Below are 16,098 nucleotides of genomic sequence, written 5' to 3' on the forward strand. Positions count from 1 at the left end.
GCTCGTTCTAGCCGCCGTTGGTGGCTGCGCCAACCGGCAGTGCAGCGACTGGCCGGGAACCTGCATCATCCAGTGACGGGCAAGATTAATAGAGAACAAAGCTCGTTACTATCAAAACGCTTCTCTCAGCGAACTATCCGCTTGTTTGGCGCATCAGAAATTCCAGCGACTCCACGGTGTCCGCTCCATTCTCGCAGCTAACACTAACGGCTTGGCGCACGACGGTTCCTGCATTCTTGCTGAGTACGATCTGTTTGCATCACGCGGAACAAAATTTTGGCTAGCGCCATCTCGCATGCTGCATTGATATCACTTCGCGCCAGACACATCGACAGCCGCGCGCAGCCTTGCAGGCTTGACTTGCCGATCTGGAAGCTTGCCCAGTACGTATGCCAAGCGCCGCGCTGATATTCGCTAGGTGCGTCAGGCCATTGTTTGTTGGGATTACCCACGGACAGGGGATCATGAAAAGCTCAGAAGTTGAGAATGCCATTCGGCATCTCAAATTGCGCGAGCCGTTCAATGGTGAAAACACTTCAACGCGCTTTGCAGAATATGGATGTCACAAAATCGCTGTTCGACTTCAAAAGCACACAGTTAAGTTCAACAGGGCTTACAAACCCACCTACATCCAAGTCATGAGAAGCTTCTACGGGTTGAATGAACGTTGAACGTTAGGTCTTTACAAGCTCGAACTTCTTGAGGTGCCGATGACATATGACTTCCGACCCCGTGCGATCACGCTGAGGGGCTCTTTTTTAACAACTCACCAAGGAATACCGTCGAGATTTCCAACATGCAAAGTTAACAGACCAGCCCTAGACTGCTTCTCGCATCAAGGGGGATTGAGGGGGCGAGCGATGAATAGAATAATGAAACGTTGGGATGACGTAGAGAAATACGTTTCTGAAGATCATGTAATTGCATTTCAAGATACTCTCAGATCAGCTCTCGAGGAGCGAGGCATGTCACATTCAGATCTTGCAAATATGCTCGGTGTGTCGCGATCACGCGTAAGTCAGCTTTTTATGGAAGGCGTAAACCCTTCCCTTCGATATTGCGCTCTGGTTCTCTATCGTCTTGGCTACACTATTGAATTCAAGAAAGTTGAACCTAGCGGACTACCCAACGAATGACTGCTATATTTTCTTGTCCTGCGCCCGCACAGCCAATACGCGATCAAGCCACTTGTCGCTTCTTTCAGGCCCTCGTGCTCCCATCTATATTAGATAGCCATGCAGAGGGCATACAGGCCAATGCTGCTGCACTGATTGACGGCATGATCAGTAATGCGCTAGCAAAGATGAAAAATGGAAATGGTAGAAATTGGGCGGCTAAACGCCACTCAAAGCCGTTGCCGTGAAAGAAACTATATAATGAACTCAATATTTGGAAGGGATGCATGCCCGGTGGCATGTCCGGACTTCAAATCCGGGAGGGGCCGATAGACGGTCTTTGGTGGGTTCGACTCCCATTCTCTTCCGCCAAACGGCTTTTGAAGTCATCTTGATCGTACGATGCTCAGCACATTGCGAACCACCTCGTCTTGAAGCGGGCGCTGCTTTTCGATGTTGAAATGGCCGATATCCTTCATGCCTGAGAAGTCGCGATTGTTGAGGTTGCCCTTGAAACGGGGACCGGCGGCGAGCGGCAGACCCCAGCCATGCTGCTTGAAATAGAAGTTCACGACACGCTTTATATTACCGGGCAGCGGGGCAGGCGCGGTGGCCGCAAAGGTGGCCATATAAGTGACCTGAATGCCCTTCTTTTCAAGCGCGGTTGCAATGTCGATGACGGCATTGGCACCGAGCGAATGGCCGATCAGTACCACGGGTGCGCGTGGGTTCTTTCGCTGATCGGCGAGTATCTGGTTCAGCACGAAACGCCAGGCCTGATGCCCCTCGACATGCGCATCCACTCCGTTGGCCTGCAACTGCTTGCCGATCTCATCGATGCCAGTGGAGAAGACGTCCCCGAAACCGCGCAGAAGATAGACATCGGCTTCCGGCGAGATTCTGGAAGACGTTTTCGGCGCTGCCTGTGCCGGGCTGCCGTAGAGCGCAAATGCAGCCCCCGCAAACAGCAGGCCGCGACGGGTCAAGGATTTCGGACGGAAATTGTTCGGCTTTGAAGTCATCTTCGATTACTCGTTGGAGCACGTTCGAGAACGATGAAACGACTTTGAACGCGATATACTGGAACAGGTATCTAGAGCGCCGATCCGTTTCAGCCAAATCACTAGAACTTGATTTTTGGAATGACACGGCCTGTCCGGCTTGCATATTCGTCATAGGATGTGCCGAATGCCGCGCGCATCATCGCCTCCTCGTGATCGACCCGATAGAAATAGAGGATAGCGACGCCGCCAAGGCCGGCCAGACCGGCAAACCAGTTCGGCAGCAGGCAGAATTGGGCAATCGCCCACAGCCAGAATGACAGATACATCGGATGACGGACATATTTGTAAAGCCCGTCCGTCACCAGCTTGTGCTCGCGGCGGATTTCAAGCGAGACGGACCAATTCTTGCCCAACTGGCGATGGCTTGCATAGAAAAGCCAGAGGAATGCGATCTCGACAATCAGACCGATCCAGGCCAGCCATGGCTGGAAAGCATAGTTAGCAAAGGCGGGAAAGCCGGTTGCGACATAGGCAATCGGGACCAGCGACAGGCCGACGCTCGCCGCACCCAGCGCCAGCCGATCGGCCAGCGTTTTTGCATTGTTCGCAACCTTGATCTTGCGCGCGCGCCGCTGGTGCGGAATGCGGATAACGACCCAGGCGACAAGCCCGATAGCCCAGACGATTGCGGCCAGTGTCGGTGTCATTCGGCAATAGTTTCCTTCTTTGGCAGGGCGCCGATTATTCGGTCATCCGTCCGGTCTCTAAGCGAGGTCGGACCACAGCAAATCTGAAAGAAATCATACCAATACGGTTTTGTATTTCCGAATACATATTGATAGTGCACGCGAAAAAGGTTTCGCTTCAAACGCTTGTAGATTTCCGGCTGCAGCATTTCCTTCATCCGCACGGTCTTTGTGACAGGGAAGGGCCGTTGCGGCTCCCGCTTCAGGCCCATCTCGGCCACAGGATCGGTCTTGTAGAAGTTGATCGCGTCGGTCAGGCACTGGATTTCCACCCAGTCGATCTTGCCATCGTCCACGAGCCGTTGCACGCCTTCGCGAAAATGTCCGCCTGCAGGGTGATAGCCTGCCTTGAGCGCGGTTGAACCAAGCGTGAGGACCGTCACTTTGGGCGCGCGGCTGCTGAACTCCGGATCGATGGCAAGGCAGCGCGCGGCAACGTCCAGCATCAGCATGCCGCCGGTGCTGTGACCGATCAGAATGACTTCGTCGTAATGTTTTGCGGTGATGCGCTCCACGATACCGGCTGCAAAGCGCTGCATCAGGGATTCGGCGTCCTGCCGCCGCCCCCGAATGAAATTGAGCGAAAACGACCATAGGTCCATCAGATGGTTGGTTGACCACCGCTTGCCGAGAACGGCGAGCGCTGCGGAAAAAACCATCAGACCGAGGAGCCAGCTGACGGCGCTCAGCCATTGCACAGTCCATCGCGCCACGGCAAAGCCTGCTGCTGCAAATAAGGCGGCGGCGAGAAACGGATAGAGGAAATAGAGCCCGAAGCGCCAGGCTTTCGCAAAGAAGCGAAAGGCTGTGCCGGTTACGACGAAATCGCCGAAAGCGACAAGATATTTGGCCAGTCTGACAGGCAGGGGGCGGTCGAAATCCGCCAGCACTATTTTGTCCAGTACAAGAAAATTGAAGTCTGTTTCGGTGTTCCAATCGTCATCGGCAGGAACCGTTTTGATCGATACGAAGCCGAACTCGCAATCAGGCGAGATGCTAACATTCGAAACATCGGAACGAACGCCCCAGAGTGTCTCGAACCGCTTGATTTCTCTATTCAATCGTCCAAAAAACGCCTCGGGCGTTTTTGGGTCATAGCCGCCAATGAAGAAGACAGCACGTCGTCGAACCCGTTGCTCCATGATCAAACCGTAATTTGGGGCTTTCTGATTGTCGAGATCATTACCGGCCATACCCAAACAAATATGTTTGAACTTGTTCACTTATCTCATGTCAACCAGACCGCGCCTTATGGCTTCACGGGTTGCTTCGGCGCGAGAAGAAACGCTCAGCTTTTGATAGATGGCTTTCACATAGTCGCTGACTGTATGTTCCGATAGTCCAAGTTTGCGGGCGATTTCACCATTTTTGTGCCCGTCCCCGATCTCCTTCAGCACTTCGGTTTCCCGGCGCGAAAGATGGATGAACTCGCCTTCCAGTTCCATTGCCGCCGGATGGGCGGATATGGCTTTCACCCGAGCGACCAGATTGAGCCTCGCGCGGATTGTGAGGATGAGAACGTCGAAATCTATTGGCTTGGTCAGATAATCGTCAGCGCCGGCCTCCCTGCCGGTCAGCTCGTGGCTGCGGTCAGCGAGCGCAGTCAGAAACAGGAATGGCGTTCCCGCAAGGTCAGAACGGGCGCCGCGAATCTGTTCCAGAAACTGCAGGCCATTGGTGCCGGGCATCAATATATCGCAGATGATGATGTCGGGCGTCGTCGTGTCCAGCATGCGCAACGCTTCGCCTGCATTGGCCGCGCCGATAGCGTTGAAACCCGAAGTGCTCAGTTCATCGATCAGTTCTTCCAGAATATGGGCTTCATCCTCGATGCAGAGGACGGTCGGCAAGGGGAGGGTTTCAGGTAGTCGCATGCGGGGCCACCTTTGGTAGGGTCAGAATGAACACCGTACCTTGTCCTTCAACCGAAGTGAAGACAAGCGTTCCGCCGTGTAATTCGGCCAAAGCGCGCGACAGGCTGAGACCAAGGCCGGTGCCTGCCATATGCGATGCATTGCTGGCGCGAAAAAAGCGCGTGAATATGCGGTTGGTATCCTCTGCCGGTATGCCGATACCGTAATCGCGGACGATGCATCTGAACCCGTTTTCGTCTTCTTCGGTGGTCACCTCGATGGGCTTGTCGGCAGGGGAATATTTGGTGGCATTGCCAAGCAGGTTGACCAGAATCTGCTCGACCAGAATGCCGTCGCAATAACAGAAGGTCTCGCTGTCCTGAATGTTTGTGACCAGCTCCAGCTCCGGATGCAATTCCTGATGATAGGTGCAGGTATTGCGAACCAGTTCCGAAAAATCGACTGGTTGCCGGTTGATCTGAAATCCGTTCTCATCAAGACGCTCCGCATTGGCGGTACTCTCCAGAAGCAGGATCAGGCGGCGGCTGGCGTTCCGCATCCGCTTTGCCTTGTCGACGATGATTTCGGGCGTGAACTCGTCGGCGCGACGGATGAAACGTTGGGCGATGATGTCGATGATCGATACGGGTGTGCGGAACTGGTGAGACACCGTGGTGATGAAACTCTTGTAGAGTTCTTTGGCCTTGCGTTCACTCTCCAGTGCCTCGCGCAGGGCGGCGGTGCGGTCAGCGACGGTGTGTTCCAGTTGCTGCTTGTATTCCTGCAGCGCCTTGTGGGCGCGTTCGGCCTTGCGCATGTTGGAAAATACCTGCCATGACAGAATGGCGCCGGTGGCCATGATGCCCAGTACCGCGAACATGATCAGATAGATCGACTGCAATTGCTGGTCGCGCTGCGCGCCGCCGCGGTCACGCTCCAGTATCATCGCATCATTGGCAACTTTGGTCAGTTCCTCGCGCATGGGAACCAGCGCTTCATAGATGGCAATCGGATCGAATTTGTCAGGCTCCGCATCGATCATCGCCTCGATCTCGGGAAGCCGGTCCGCATTGCGCTGGATGGTTTGGGCGCCGCCCGGAATGCGGGCGAAATATTTCTTCTGCGGGGCATCGGCCAGCAGCGCAAAACGGCTGTAGAGAACGTCGAGACGGAGTGAGAGATCGGCGGTGTTTGTGTTGCCGCTTGGCAGGGTCAGTGCGGTTTCGCCGAGACGCCCGGCGTCACGTTCGGTCTGGGTGATGGCCCAGACCATGTTTTCGCCGACATAGGTAGCGAGCGATTTCTGGATGACGAGAAGCTGAATGAAAGCATAAGCGAGGAGGGCAGCAAACCCCACCATGACTAGGCCGGAAAGAATGTAGCCCCGCTTTAATCTCATTTCACCTCGATCTGCTTCAGCTGCCATGCCCAGCGGTGATCATAGCGCGAATCGTTCAGTTCCTCATGCTGGTCGCGCGGGTAGACGATCCAGTATGGCCCCTTGTCTCGCCGGTTCAACTCCTTGCCGTTCATCTTGTGCGCGACAAGGACGTCGTATTTATAGGCGTCTTCCAGCGGAATGCTGATGCTGTAATCGTTGAGCGCAAGCACCGTAATCGAGTGGCTGCTTGCTTCTGTTCCGTCGACACCTACCGTCGCCAGCACATCGCGCAGCAATACGCCGTCGAAGTTCTGCGGCCCTTCGGTCCATGCGGTGTTGGTTTGCAAGCTGTTCTGCGGCAGTTTCGTGAAATCATCGCTGCTCAGCACGCGCGTCGTTCCATTCGGGGCGACAATAGTCAGCGTGATGGTTGCCGCAGCGGGTGGTGCGGCATCAGCCGGGCCAGTGAAATGGATGACTTGGCAGATGGCGAAAAGCGCGATCAGTGCTCTGAACGCCAGAAGACGCTGGAAAGCGAACATCCAGTTTGCACATGACACGTGAGGCATCTCCAGAAGCGAAAAATTGCGAATGTATCCAAGCTTAAACGGGAGGACGCGCGCAATTTCAAGATTCTCTTGAGTTTGCCGAGCGAAATTTCCCTTCAAAAGCGATAATTCACACATAACACTAAAAAATTTTGATCCAATTCCAAATAAATATCAAACTGATTCACGAATTTTTTTAATCTCTACCGGCGGTTACACGTCAGTTTTGGATAAAATGGTTGGTTTTTCTTTGTGAACTATCCCCCTGAATAGGGGAATTGTTTTTCGCTACTAGAGCGTTCACTAAATGATCGCCGGCCTGTTGGGGCTTAGGAGGCTGGCGCAAAAATTGGGCGGGGGCTGCTTATCGGCCGCGGGGAGTCGGGGTCGATAAGCAGCCAACCAGTCCGGATAGCGCAGAAGCGGTGATAATGGTTACTCTCGAAACGAAGAGTTTCGAGCTACGAATAAAAACTAATCACCCAGACATTGATGCTTTCCGGGAAAGAATGGCCGACTGGCATCTGGTCGAGCCTTGTGAACCTGCCGTTCGGGTTCCTCGATCAGAGCGAGCTTGCACCTCTTTCGCGTCCTTCATCTGGAGGGCGCGCTTTTTTTTGCACTTTTGCCAAAGCGGATAATTTTCCGATCACCTTTTCAAGATTCTCGCGATTTCCCGACGTTGCGCCGTTCCCACCGTTAGTTAGGTGTGTAAAAGGAGTACCTCCGAAAACTAATACACTTCACGTGAATGGCGCAGCGGAGCCGGAATGGCTTCAACACTTCGTTCAACGTGAAGTTCTAGCTCATAAAATTTGTGACGATGGTTGCTTATGGCCACGATCGTCACAAATGAAAATATGGCAGTTCAGCTTCAAACATTCCGGCAGCTATTTCTGTTCCGATGCCGTTGTCTGAATGCTTGCAGTTGTCTGAGGCTTCTCCATCTTCGTGGAGGATTGAGCATTATGATAAGTGCAGTCTGCCATCGCAGCTGTAACCGACAGAGCGAGGACAGCTGTAGTCACGAATACGACTTTCATGTCTGTCTCCCTTCAGTTTGGGTGTGGCATTGCAACGGCAAGTTTAGCAGAGCGGGACCGCCCTGTCGCATCACATTGTCCCGGAACATCATTTGCCATAGTTTGGGCATGTTTTAGTCGGGCATTCGCCGTAATTTCCGTCTGGAAAACGCAACGCTTCTGCTCGTAAAAACGCATCTGGCGCGAAAATCGCGCCAGATCATGGTTATGCCTTAATGTGATTTAGCGGCGGTCAGGAGGCGCAGCGGCTCACCACTGCCCGCTTGCCACCCATGGACAGGAACGAGATATGCAGCGACTGGCCGACAGGTGAAATAGTGATGTTTTCGTTCGACTGTTGACCGTTGGCGGTGCAGGACATGGCCACGGTAAACGTGCCTTCGTAATTGTTTATCCGTGTTACGGAGCATTGGCTGTCACGGCTGTCAAAACGCTCGCCGGAAATGGAGAACCGCTGGCCGTCGGAGCTGCACCAGTTGCCGGTGATGGGTGTCGGATCGACAGGCGGTTTTGCAGGAGCGGCACTTGCCGACGGGCCGGGCGTTGTTTCGGAACACGCTGTTAGCGCAGTGACAACAAGGGCGAGGGCAAGCAAACCGGTCTTTTGCAACAATCTTCTCCTTCATGCATCGAATAAGCTCCCTCTTAAGAAACAGATTCGGGCGATATCGCGACGCGAAGAAAATAAATCCGCTGATTACATGAAAAGAGCCGGATTGCTCCGGCCCTTCTGGTCAGGTCTTGAGGTGATGCCGGGGTCATTCTCCCGGCGCCAGATGCGGGGCTTCGATCTTTGCGCCTGCATGTTTCAACGGACGTTCACCTGAGAGCTTGCGGATCAGCACATAGAACACCGGCGTCATGAAGATGCCGAAGGCCGTCACGCCGATCATGCCTGCAAAGACTGCGACACCCATGGCTGAGCGCATTTCCGCGCCAGCACCTGTCGACATTACCAGAGGCACCACGCCCATGATGAAGGCCATCGAGGTCATCAGGATCGGGCGCAGACGCAACCGGCTTGCCTCGACCGCCGCCTGCACGACACTTCGTCCGGACAGCTCCAGCTCGCGGGCGAATTCCACGATCAGGATCGCGTTCTTTGCCGACAGCCCTACAAGGACTATCAAGCCGATCTGGGTGAAGACGTTGTTGTCACCTCCTGTCAGCCAGACGCCGGTGAGTGCGGCCATGATCCCCATTGGCACGATCATGATGATCGACAGCGGCAGGGCAAGGCTTTCATATTGCGCGGCCAGAACCAGATAGACGAGCAGCAACGCCAGCGGGAAGACGAGGAAACCTGAATTACCGGCGAGAATCTGCTGGTAGGTCAGATCGGTCCACTCGTAAGCGATGCCCGGAGGCAGGGTTTCTTCCGCGATCCGTTCGATGGCAGCCTGTGCCTGCCCGGACGAGAAGCCGGGAGCCGGGTTGCCGTTGATATCTGCGGAAAGGAAGCCGTTATAACGGATGGCGCGTTCCGCACCTACGGTCTGCTCGACTTTCAGAAGAGCCGACAGCGGGATCATCTCGCCCGACTGCGAACGAACCTTCAGCTTGCCGATATCTTCGGCATGGCTTCTGTAATTCGCGTCGGCCTGAATGCGCACGCTATAGGTACGTCCAAAGGCATTGAAGTCGTTGACATAGAGCGAACCCAGATAAATCTGCAGGGTTTCGAACACATCGGTCACCGCCACGCCCAGCTGCCGTGCTTTCGTGCGATCAAGATCGGCATAAAGCTGCGGCACATTGATCTGGTAGCTCGAATAGAGACCAGCCAGCTCGGGTGTCTGATAGGCCTTGGCCAGAAACGCTTTGGTCGCATCGTCCAGCGCCTTGAAGCCAAGCCCGTTGCGATCCTCAAGCTGGAGCTTGAAGCCGCCTGTCGTGCCGAGACCCTGAACGGGCGGTGGCGGGAACATGGCGATGAAAGCATCCTGAATGGCGCCGAACTGCTGGTTCAGTTCTCCGGTGATGGCATTGGCCGAAAGTTCCGGGGTTTTACGCTCCTCGAACGGCTTCAGCGTCACGAAAACGATGCCGGAGTTCGACGAGTTGGTGAAACCATTGATCGACAGACCGGGGAAGGCAATGGCATTGGCCACGCCCGGATGCTTGAGGGCAATGTCGCTCATGCGGCGGATCACATCTTCCGAACGGTCGAGCGTTGCCGCATCCGGCAATTGCGCGAAGCCGATCAAATATTGCTTGTCCTGCGCCGGAACGAAGCCGCCGGGCACTGCACGGAACAGCACGAAGGTGACGCCGAGCAGCACGACATAGAGGCCCATCACCAGCGACTTGCGCGAGAGAATGCTGCCAACGCCGCGGCCATAGGCGTTTGAACTTGCACCAAAGAAACGGTTGAAGCCACGGAAGAACCAGCCGAACAGCCTGTCCATGATCCGGGTCAGCCGATCCTTCGGCGCATCGTGACCGCGCAGCAGCAGAGCTGCCAGAGCAGGCGAAAGCGTCAGCGAGTTGAAGGCGGAGATCACCGTCGAGATCGCGATGGTGAGAGCGAACTGGCGGTAGAACTGACCGGTCAGACCGGTGATGAAGGCAAGCGGCACGAAGACCGCAACCAGCACCAGTGCGATGGCGATGATCGGCCCGGACACTTCCTGCATGGCGCGATAGGTTGCCTCGACCGGCGACAGGCCCTGCTCGATGTTACGCTCGACATTTTCCACTACCACGATGGCGTCATCGACCACGATGCCGATGGCAAGCACGAGGCCGAAGAGGCTGAGCGCATTGATGGAGAAGCCGAACACATACATCACCGCAAACGTGCCGACGATGGAGACGGGAACGGCAACCAGTGGGATGATGGAGGCGCGCCATGTCTGCAGGAACATGATAACGACGATCACCACCAGCACGATGGCTTCAAGCAGGGTATGAATGACCGACTCAATCGATGCTTTCACAAACGCCGTCGTGTCATAGACGATGTCGAAATCCACGCCTTCCGGCATAGTTTTCTTCAGGTCGGCCATGGCGGCATGGACGTTTTCGGAAATTTCAAGCGCATTGGAGCCGGGTGCCTGAAACACACCCATGCCAACCGCTGACTTGTTGTCGAGGAGCGAGCGCAGGGAATAATCAGCTGCGCCCATTTCGACACGCGCAACATCGCCCAGCCGGGTGATTTCACCTTCGCTGCCCGATTTTACGACGATGTTCGCGAACTCTTCCGGTGATTGGAGACGGCCTTGCGCATTGACGGATAGCTGAAGGTCGAGGCCCGAAACGGACGGCGATGCGCCGATGACACCGGCAGCAGCCTGAACGTTCTGCTGGCGGATGGCAGTGGCGATATCGCTTGCAGAAAGTCCGCGTTCGGCTGCCTTCTGCGGGTCAATCCAGACGCGCATCGAATAATCACCGCCGCCGAATATCTGCACCTGACCGACGCCCGGAATACGGGCGATACGATCCTTGACGTTCAAAACGGCATAGTTGCGCAGATAGTTCACGTCATACCGGCCATCGGGCGAGATGAGGTGAACCACCAGCGTCAGGTCGGGCGAGCTTTTGGCAGTTGTGACGCCAAGGGTGCGCACTTCTTCCGGCAGGCGCGGTTCGGCCTGCGAAATACGGTTCTGCACCAGCTGCTGGGCCTGATCGGGATCGGTGCCGAGCGCAAATGTGACGGTCAGCGTCATGACGCCGTCGGCGGTCGCCTGGCTCTGCATATAAAGCATGCCTTCGACGCCGTTGATCTGTTCTTCAAGCGGCGTGGCGACGGTTTCGGAAATAACGGCCGGGTTGGCGCCCGGATATTGCGCGCGAACTACGATTTGTGGCGGCACGACTTCCGGATATTCCGAGATCGGCAGACCTGTCATGCCGATCAGACCGGCAACGAAGATCAGGACCGACAGAACGCCAGCGAAGACCGGGCGGTCGACGAAAAAGCGTGAAAAGTTCATCTGTTTATCCCCCTTAAGCGGGAAGGCAAAGACTCTCCCGGCCCGCGGGAACAAGTGTTCTCGCGGGTTGTTTAGGCTGAGTGTTTGCGTTTATGCGCGCTTCAGGCGCGCACTGTTTCAATGAGCATTTCCAGCAAAAGTGCGAAGCGGTTTTGCGTGAGGTAAATGCGTACAAGCAAAGAGATAGAGCGGTTCCACGATTCCGTTCAAACTGGAACCGCTCTAGTTCTGGGCAAGTGTTTCGGTTACCGGTTGCGGTGCGACGACCACGCCCGGACGAATGCGCTGCAGGCCGTTCACGACGATATTCTCGCCGGGCTTCAACCCGCTTTCGATAATGCGCAGGCCGTCATAATTGCGACCAAGAACTACCTGCCGGTATTCAACCTTGTTATCCGTGCCGACCACGAAGACGAACTTCTTGTCCTGATCGGAAGAAATCGCCCGGTCGCTCACCACCAGTTTTTCATCCGGTTCCGGCTCACCGAAACGAATGCGGACAAACTGGCCCGGAATGAGCCTTCCGTCCGGATTGTCGATTGCCGCACGAACCCGAATTGTGCCGGTTGTGGCATCGACTTCATTGTTGATGAGCTGAATATGGCCGGAAATCGGGGTGCCTTCATCGGAAGCAGTGCCGATCTGGACAGGAATGCGCTCGATGGCGTTTCCGCCAGGCGAGGCTGCAAGCTTGGCAAGCGCCTTGGTGACGACTTCCTCATTGGCGCTGAAGCTTGCATAGATCGGATCGACCGAAACAAGCGTGGCCAGGACCGGCGAGGCGGAACTTGCCGCAACGAGATTGCCTGCCGTGACTTCCAGCCGCCCGACGCGACCGGAAATCGGTGCGCGCACTTCGGTATATTGAAGATCGAGCTCGGCGGAACGCAGGGCTGCCTTGGCGGAACGTAAGCTTGCCTGCGTCTCATCATAGGCGCTGGAGCGCTGGTCGAGGCCGCTTTGGGCGATCGTACGGGTGGTCACGAGCTGGCGCCCGCGTTCCAGTTCGGTCTTGGCGAGTGCGACGCGGGCTTCTTCAGCGGAAACCTGCGCTTTTGCCTTTTCGACCGCCGCCGCATAGGGCTCGGGATCGATGGTGACGAGCAGGTCACCCTGTTTCACCAGAGCGCCTTCGCGGAAATGGGCTTTCAGGATGGCGCCGCCGACACGCGGCCGAATTTCTACCCGGTCAATCGCTTCCAGACGGCCGGAAAACTCTTCCCAGCTTACGATGCGTCGCGATTCTGCCTTGGCGACCGAAACCGGCACGGCGGGCGGTGGAGCGGAAATATCGGTTGCAGCATCGGCCTTGAGGTGAGGCGCGCCAAAGAGAATGGCGCCGCCGCCGGCTGCAGACAATAGGATACTCAGGCCGGCGCCCCATAGGGCCCGGCGGGCTGTGATCGATGTCATTGTTGTATCTCCTAACCGGTGGGGGCCGGCTTCAATGTGAGCACCAGATCAAAGCTTGGGAGGACTTTAAAACTGATGTTATGCTGCGATTGACTTTGCTCCTGCCTGCCGGAAGAAATCGGAAAACAGGTCGATAAGTTTATGTTCCTGTGGCGACCAGTCGGTGCCCGCCACCTTGTTTTCGGCTATCCAGCCAGCTTTCCCGGGTAGGACATGCGATTGTACCTTCACGCCCGCCTGACGGAGACGCTCGGCATAGGCCTGCGTTTCATCGCGCATCGGGCACTGGGCGCTGGTGACAAGCAAGGTGGGTGCCAGACCAGCAAGACGCGTACACAGGGCAGGCGCGGCGTAGGGGTGGGTGAAACCCGCACACTCGCCCAGATAATGCTGCCAGCCATCCGACATCGTCTGGACGGCGCTTTCCGGGCAATACTTGCGGAAAGACGCCGTGGCGAGGCAGGGGTCGAGCATGGGCGAAAGCAGTATCTGACCCTTGAGTTCGGTCAGATATTGATCGCGCGCCATGAGGGCTACGCCGGCAGCAATATTGCCGCCCGCCTCTTCACCGGCGACGAACAGCATCGACTTCTTGTGCGCTAATTCAGGGCAACGCGCGCGCATCGAAGACAAAATGGAGTAGGCTATCTCAAGCGCCGCCGGGAACGGGTTGAGGCAGGCCGACGAATATTCTGGCGACACGACCACCGCACCTGCCTCGGCAAGTGTTTCGGCAACACGCTCGCAGTCACCAAGGCAGTTGACCGAGAAAGCACCGCCGTGAAGGTGCAACACCACAGGCGGCGGAGAGAGCAACTTGGCGCCCTTATAAATGCGCGCCGTGCAGTTGGTGTTACCCGCCTGCATTGTCTCAACCGTAAACTTCTCGCACATCTTTCTTGGCCTTCATGTATAGCGGCAAACCGCCATGGTTAGATATTAGCATTGTCTATAGGCTGGAATAGTCCCCTATAATTGGTTACACTGTCCAGAATCTCGAACAATGACGGCTTTTTGATAATGGACCAGCTCTCGGCCATGCGCGCTTTTCTCCGGGTTGTTGAAACCGGGAACTTCACGCGCGCCTCCGCCTCGCTCAATATGCCCAAGGCAACGATCAGCAATCTTATCCAAGGATTGGAAGCCCATCTTCGTACAAAACTCCTCAATCGTACGACCCGCCGTGTTCTCGTAACACCGGATGGCGCACTTTACTATGAGCGCGCTGCACGATTGCTGGCCGATCTTGCGGAACTTGACGGCAGCTTGTCGAGCGCCCAGACCTTGCCCAAAGGTCGCCTGCGCGTGGAAATGGCGAGCGCGGTCGCCAATCTCATCATTATTCCGGCGCTGATCGAGTTTCATCAGCGTTATCCCGATATCCAGATCGATCTTGGCGTATCGGACCGGCCTGTCGATTATGTGGCGGAGAACGTCGATTGCGCCATCCGCATTGGCGAGCTGGCCGACCAGTCGCTGATTGCGCGGCGCATTGGCGACATGCATTTCATCGCCTGCGCTTCCGCCGAATATCTCGACCGTTGTTCCACGCCGCTGCATCCGTCCGATCTCGGCAGGAACTGCACGGTGGTCGGTTATTTCCGGCCATCGACCGGCCAGCAGATGCCGTTCCGTTTCAAAAAAGGGACGGAGGAAATCGAGGTCAACGGACGCTATGTGGTGGCAGCGAACGAATCGACCACCTATCTCGCAGCCGCGCGCGCAGGGCTTGGTGTGGTGCAGGCACCCTTGTTCATGGTGAAGGATGACATAGAAAACGGCACGTTGCGCCCTGTCCTGCAGGAATGGGAAATCGAGCCGATGCCGATCTATCTGGTCTATCCACCCAACCGCCACCTCAGCAACCGCCTTCGTGTCTTTGCCGACTGGGTCGTCAAGACCGTTGCAAAGTCACAGCTTAATGGGAGTTAGAACGGTCCTGTTATAGCAGGACTGTTCTAACGAATTGGTTTGCCGCACTATCCTAGGCAAAACCGCTTCGCGCTTTTGCTGGAAATGCTCTAGCGCGCACACCGCCGCTTGTTGAGCCGGACCTTGATCTTGTCGGGAGAAGTGCTTTTCGCCTTGTGACCCGACGAGATGATATGCGCTCGCACGGTGCAGTCGCCTGCGAGAACCTCGAAATTATTGGAGCGGATATACATCACCGTATTGATCGGCTGGTCGGGCATTTTCTGCGCGACGGCGTTGACGACAGCGGTGACTTCCTTCGCCCTTTGTTTCGAACTGCCATTGCTGGCAGCCAGCGCCGGGCTGAGCGCGGATGAAAATGCGAATATGCCCGCAAACAGAAAAGCAGTCTTAGCTTTCTTCATTGGCATGGCCTCCGATTGAGCTGGAATTGAATGGACCAACATAGGCCCCAATTGCGTCAATACCAGTACCGGAAAGCCGTTTTACCCGCTCTTTGCTTCGTTTATGCCGTTTGTGATGCGCTTGACCGTGGTCGCGACCAGAAGCAGGCATAGGAGCGGCTGCAGCCAGAAAATCCATTGTGGCAGAATGCCATCAATGGAAATCCATGCGCCGAGCACGCCAAAGACCACAGCGCGGTCACTTTTGCCCATCGGGCCGTCATAGCGGCGGCTCGCACCCACGGACGCACCGGCAACGCCTGCAAATTCCGTAAGGGTGGCCAGAAAGATAATCGCGAATAGCCATGGGCCGGTGAACGGCGCGATGATCGCGAAGGGCGCATAAAGGGCAGCATCGGAAACAACGTCTCCAATCTCGTTGAGATAGGCACCCAGTGTCGATTTCTGTCCGTGTTCGCGCGCCAGCATTCCGTCGACGGCGTTCAGCGCCATGCGCAGGAAAAGCCAGATCGGGACGAGTGCAAACCATGCCGCGTTACCGCTCAACGCCAGAAAAGCGCCAAGTATGATCGAGACGAGCGCGGCAGCGACTGTAACCTGATTGGCCGTTACACCGCCTGCAGCAAGTCGCACGACAAGAGGTCTCAGTAAATTCTGGAAATGCGACTTGAGTTGATAAACCGACATCAAGAATCTCTTGGGAAACGAAGAATAA

At 55.9% G+C, this 16,098-nt stretch carries 14 protein-coding genes and 1 tRNA gene; 3 read left to right on the forward strand and 12 right to left on the reverse strand.

The window, feature by feature from the left end; all coding sequences use genetic code 11:
• Nucleotides 1-872 precede the first annotated feature (872 nt).
• Together AC1RHM_RS08960 and AC1RHM_RS08965 are read left to right on the forward strand one after the other, a co-directional pair.
• A complete protein-coding gene (locus AC1RHM_RS08960; protein ID WP_166942908.1) occupies nt 873-1,136 on the forward strand; it encodes a helix-turn-helix domain-containing protein in 264 nt (87 codons plus the stop codon).
• Nucleotides 1,137-1,391: 255 nt separating this feature from the next.
• Nucleotides 1,392-1,487: transfer RNA gene (locus tag AC1RHM_RS08965), tRNA-Sec, on the forward strand.
• A 14-nt stretch (nt 1,488-1,501) separates the two neighbouring features.
• On the opposite strand, the gene AC1RHM_RS08970 is transcribed toward AC1RHM_RS08965, so the two are convergent.
• The 10 genes from AC1RHM_RS08970 to AC1RHM_RS09015 form a co-directional block, all read right to left on the reverse strand.
• Nucleotides 1,502-2,137 carry an alpha/beta hydrolase family protein gene (locus tag AC1RHM_RS08970; protein ID WP_080692071.1) on the reverse strand — a complete coding sequence of 212 codons (636 nt, stop codon included), beginning with the start codon at nt 2,135-2,137 and terminating at the stop codon, nt 1,502-1,504.
• 101 nt (nt 2,138-2,238) lie between these two features.
• Nucleotides 2,239-2,826: a protein-S-isoprenylcysteine O-methyltransferase gene (locus AC1RHM_RS08975; RefSeq protein WP_010660832.1), complete on the reverse strand. Its 588-nt coding sequence runs from the start codon at nt 2,824-2,826 to the stop codon at nt 2,239-2,241.
• Nucleotides 2,823-4,007 carry a lipase family protein gene (locus tag AC1RHM_RS08980; RefSeq protein WP_492332511.1) on the reverse strand — a complete coding sequence of 395 codons (1,185 nt, stop codon included), beginning with the start codon at nt 4,005-4,007 and terminating at the stop codon, nt 2,823-2,825. The genes AC1RHM_RS08975 and AC1RHM_RS08980 overlap by 4 nt, the downstream gene beginning before the upstream one ends.
• A gap of 81 nt (nt 4,008-4,088) precedes the next feature.
• Entirely contained in the window at nt 4,089-4,739 is a 651-nt protein-coding gene (locus tag AC1RHM_RS08985) for a response regulator transcription factor (RefSeq protein WP_029376197.1), read from the reverse strand.
• Nucleotides 4,726-6,117: a sensor histidine kinase gene (locus AC1RHM_RS08990; protein ID WP_036579638.1), complete on the reverse strand. Its 1,392-nt coding sequence runs from the start codon at nt 6,115-6,117 to the stop codon at nt 4,726-4,728. The genes AC1RHM_RS08985 and AC1RHM_RS08990 overlap by 14 nt, the downstream gene beginning before the upstream one ends.
• Nucleotides 6,114-6,668, reverse strand: coding sequence for a putative pterin-binding protein (locus AC1RHM_RS08995; protein ID WP_226622657.1), 555 nt, complete (start codon nt 6,666-6,668; stop codon nt 6,114-6,116). The genes AC1RHM_RS08990 and AC1RHM_RS08995 overlap by 4 nt, the downstream gene beginning before the upstream one ends.
• 1,254 nt (nt 6,669-7,922) lie before the next feature.
• Nucleotides 7,923-8,300 carry a hypothetical protein gene (locus AC1RHM_RS09000; RefSeq protein WP_010660837.1) on the reverse strand — a complete coding sequence of 126 codons (378 nt, stop codon included), beginning with the start codon at nt 8,298-8,300 and terminating at the stop codon, nt 7,923-7,925.
• 148 nt (nt 8,301-8,448) lie between these two features.
• Nucleotides 8,449-11,634, reverse strand: a complete 3,186-nt coding sequence (locus AC1RHM_RS09005; RefSeq protein WP_011982625.1) for an efflux RND transporter permease subunit — start codon at nt 11,632-11,634, stop codon at nt 8,449-8,451.
• Between the two features lie 222 nt (nt 11,635-11,856).
• Nucleotides 11,857-13,047, reverse strand: coding sequence for an efflux RND transporter periplasmic adaptor subunit (locus AC1RHM_RS09010; protein WP_151612732.1), 1,191 nt, complete (start codon nt 13,045-13,047; stop codon nt 11,857-11,859).
• Nucleotides 13,048-13,125: 78 nt separating this feature from the next.
• A complete protein-coding gene (locus AC1RHM_RS09015) occupies nt 13,126-13,941 on the reverse strand; it encodes an alpha/beta hydrolase (protein WP_105529331.1) in 816 nt (271 codons plus the stop codon).
• A gap of 126 nt (nt 13,942-14,067) precedes the next feature.
• Between AC1RHM_RS09015 and AC1RHM_RS09020 the strand changes: the two genes are divergently transcribed.
• Complete coding sequence (locus AC1RHM_RS09020) at nt 14,068-14,979, forward strand: LysR family transcriptional regulator (protein WP_010660841.1); 912 nt, start codon at nt 14,068-14,070, stop codon at nt 14,977-14,979.
• 89 nt (nt 14,980-15,068) lie between these two features.
• Here AC1RHM_RS09020 and AC1RHM_RS09025 read toward each other — a convergent pair whose 3' ends face one another.
• The gene (locus AC1RHM_RS09025; RefSeq protein ID WP_036579618.1) at nt 15,069-15,383 is read right to left on the reverse strand and encodes a hypothetical protein; all 315 of its coding nucleotides are present in this window, start codon (nt 15,381-15,383) and stop codon (nt 15,069-15,071) included.
• An 81-nt stretch (nt 15,384-15,464) separates the two neighbouring features.
• The gene (locus AC1RHM_RS09030; RefSeq protein ID WP_010660843.1) at nt 15,465-16,070 is read right to left on the reverse strand and encodes a CDP-alcohol phosphatidyltransferase family protein; all 606 of its coding nucleotides are present in this window, start codon (nt 16,068-16,070) and stop codon (nt 15,465-15,467) included.
• Nucleotides 16,071-16,098 lie beyond the last annotated feature (28 nt).

This window comes from Brucella sp. GW823-FHT04E01 (genome assembly GCF_058796175.1).

Bases quoted from the DNA above. Each gene is read 5' to 3' on its own strand.
- AC1RHM_RS08960 (WP_166942908.1), top strand. From the start codon at position 873: ATGAAACGTTGGGATGACGTAGAGAAATACGTTTCTGAAGATCATGTA.
- AC1RHM_RS08970 (WP_080692071.1), bottom strand. From the start codon at position 2,137: ATGACTTCAAAGCCGAACAATTTCCGTCCGAAATCCTTGACCCGTCGC.
- AC1RHM_RS08975 (WP_010660832.1), bottom strand. From the start codon at position 2,826: ATGACACCGACACTGGCCGCAATCGTCTGGGCTATCGGGCTTGTCGCC.
- AC1RHM_RS08980 (WP_492332511.1), bottom strand. From the start codon at position 4,007: ATGGAGCAACGGGTTCGACGACGTGCTGTCTTCTTCATTGGCGGCTAT.
- AC1RHM_RS08985 (WP_029376197.1), bottom strand. From the start codon at position 4,739: ATGCGACTACCTGAAACCCTCCCCTTGCCGACCGTCCTCTGCATCGAG.
- AC1RHM_RS08990 (WP_036579638.1), bottom strand. From the start codon at position 6,117: ATGAGATTAAAGCGGGGCTACATTCTTTCCGGCCTAGTCATGGTGGGG.
- AC1RHM_RS08995 (WP_226622657.1), bottom strand. From the start codon at position 6,668: ATGCCTCACGTGTCATGTGCAAACTGGATGTTCGCTTTCCAGCGTCTT.
- AC1RHM_RS09005 (WP_011982625.1), bottom strand. From the start codon at position 11,634: ATGAACTTTTCACGCTTTTTCGTCGACCGCCCGGTCTTCGCTGGCGTT.
- AC1RHM_RS09010 (WP_151612732.1), bottom strand. From the start codon at position 13,047: ATGACATCGATCACAGCCCGCCGGGCCCTATGGGGCGCCGGCCTGAGT.
- AC1RHM_RS09015 (WP_105529331.1), bottom strand. From the start codon at position 13,941: ATGTGCGAGAAGTTTACGGTTGAGACAATGCAGGCGGGTAACACCAAC.
- AC1RHM_RS09020 (WP_010660841.1), top strand. From the start codon at position 14,068: ATGGACCAGCTCTCGGCCATGCGCGCTTTTCTCCGGGTTGTTGAAACC.
- AC1RHM_RS09025 (WP_036579618.1), bottom strand. From the start codon at position 15,383: ATGAAGAAAGCTAAGACTGCTTTTCTGTTTGCGGGCATATTCGCATTT.
- AC1RHM_RS09030 (WP_010660843.1), bottom strand. From the start codon at position 16,070: ATGTCGGTTTATCAACTCAAGTCGCATTTCCAGAATTTACTGAGACCT.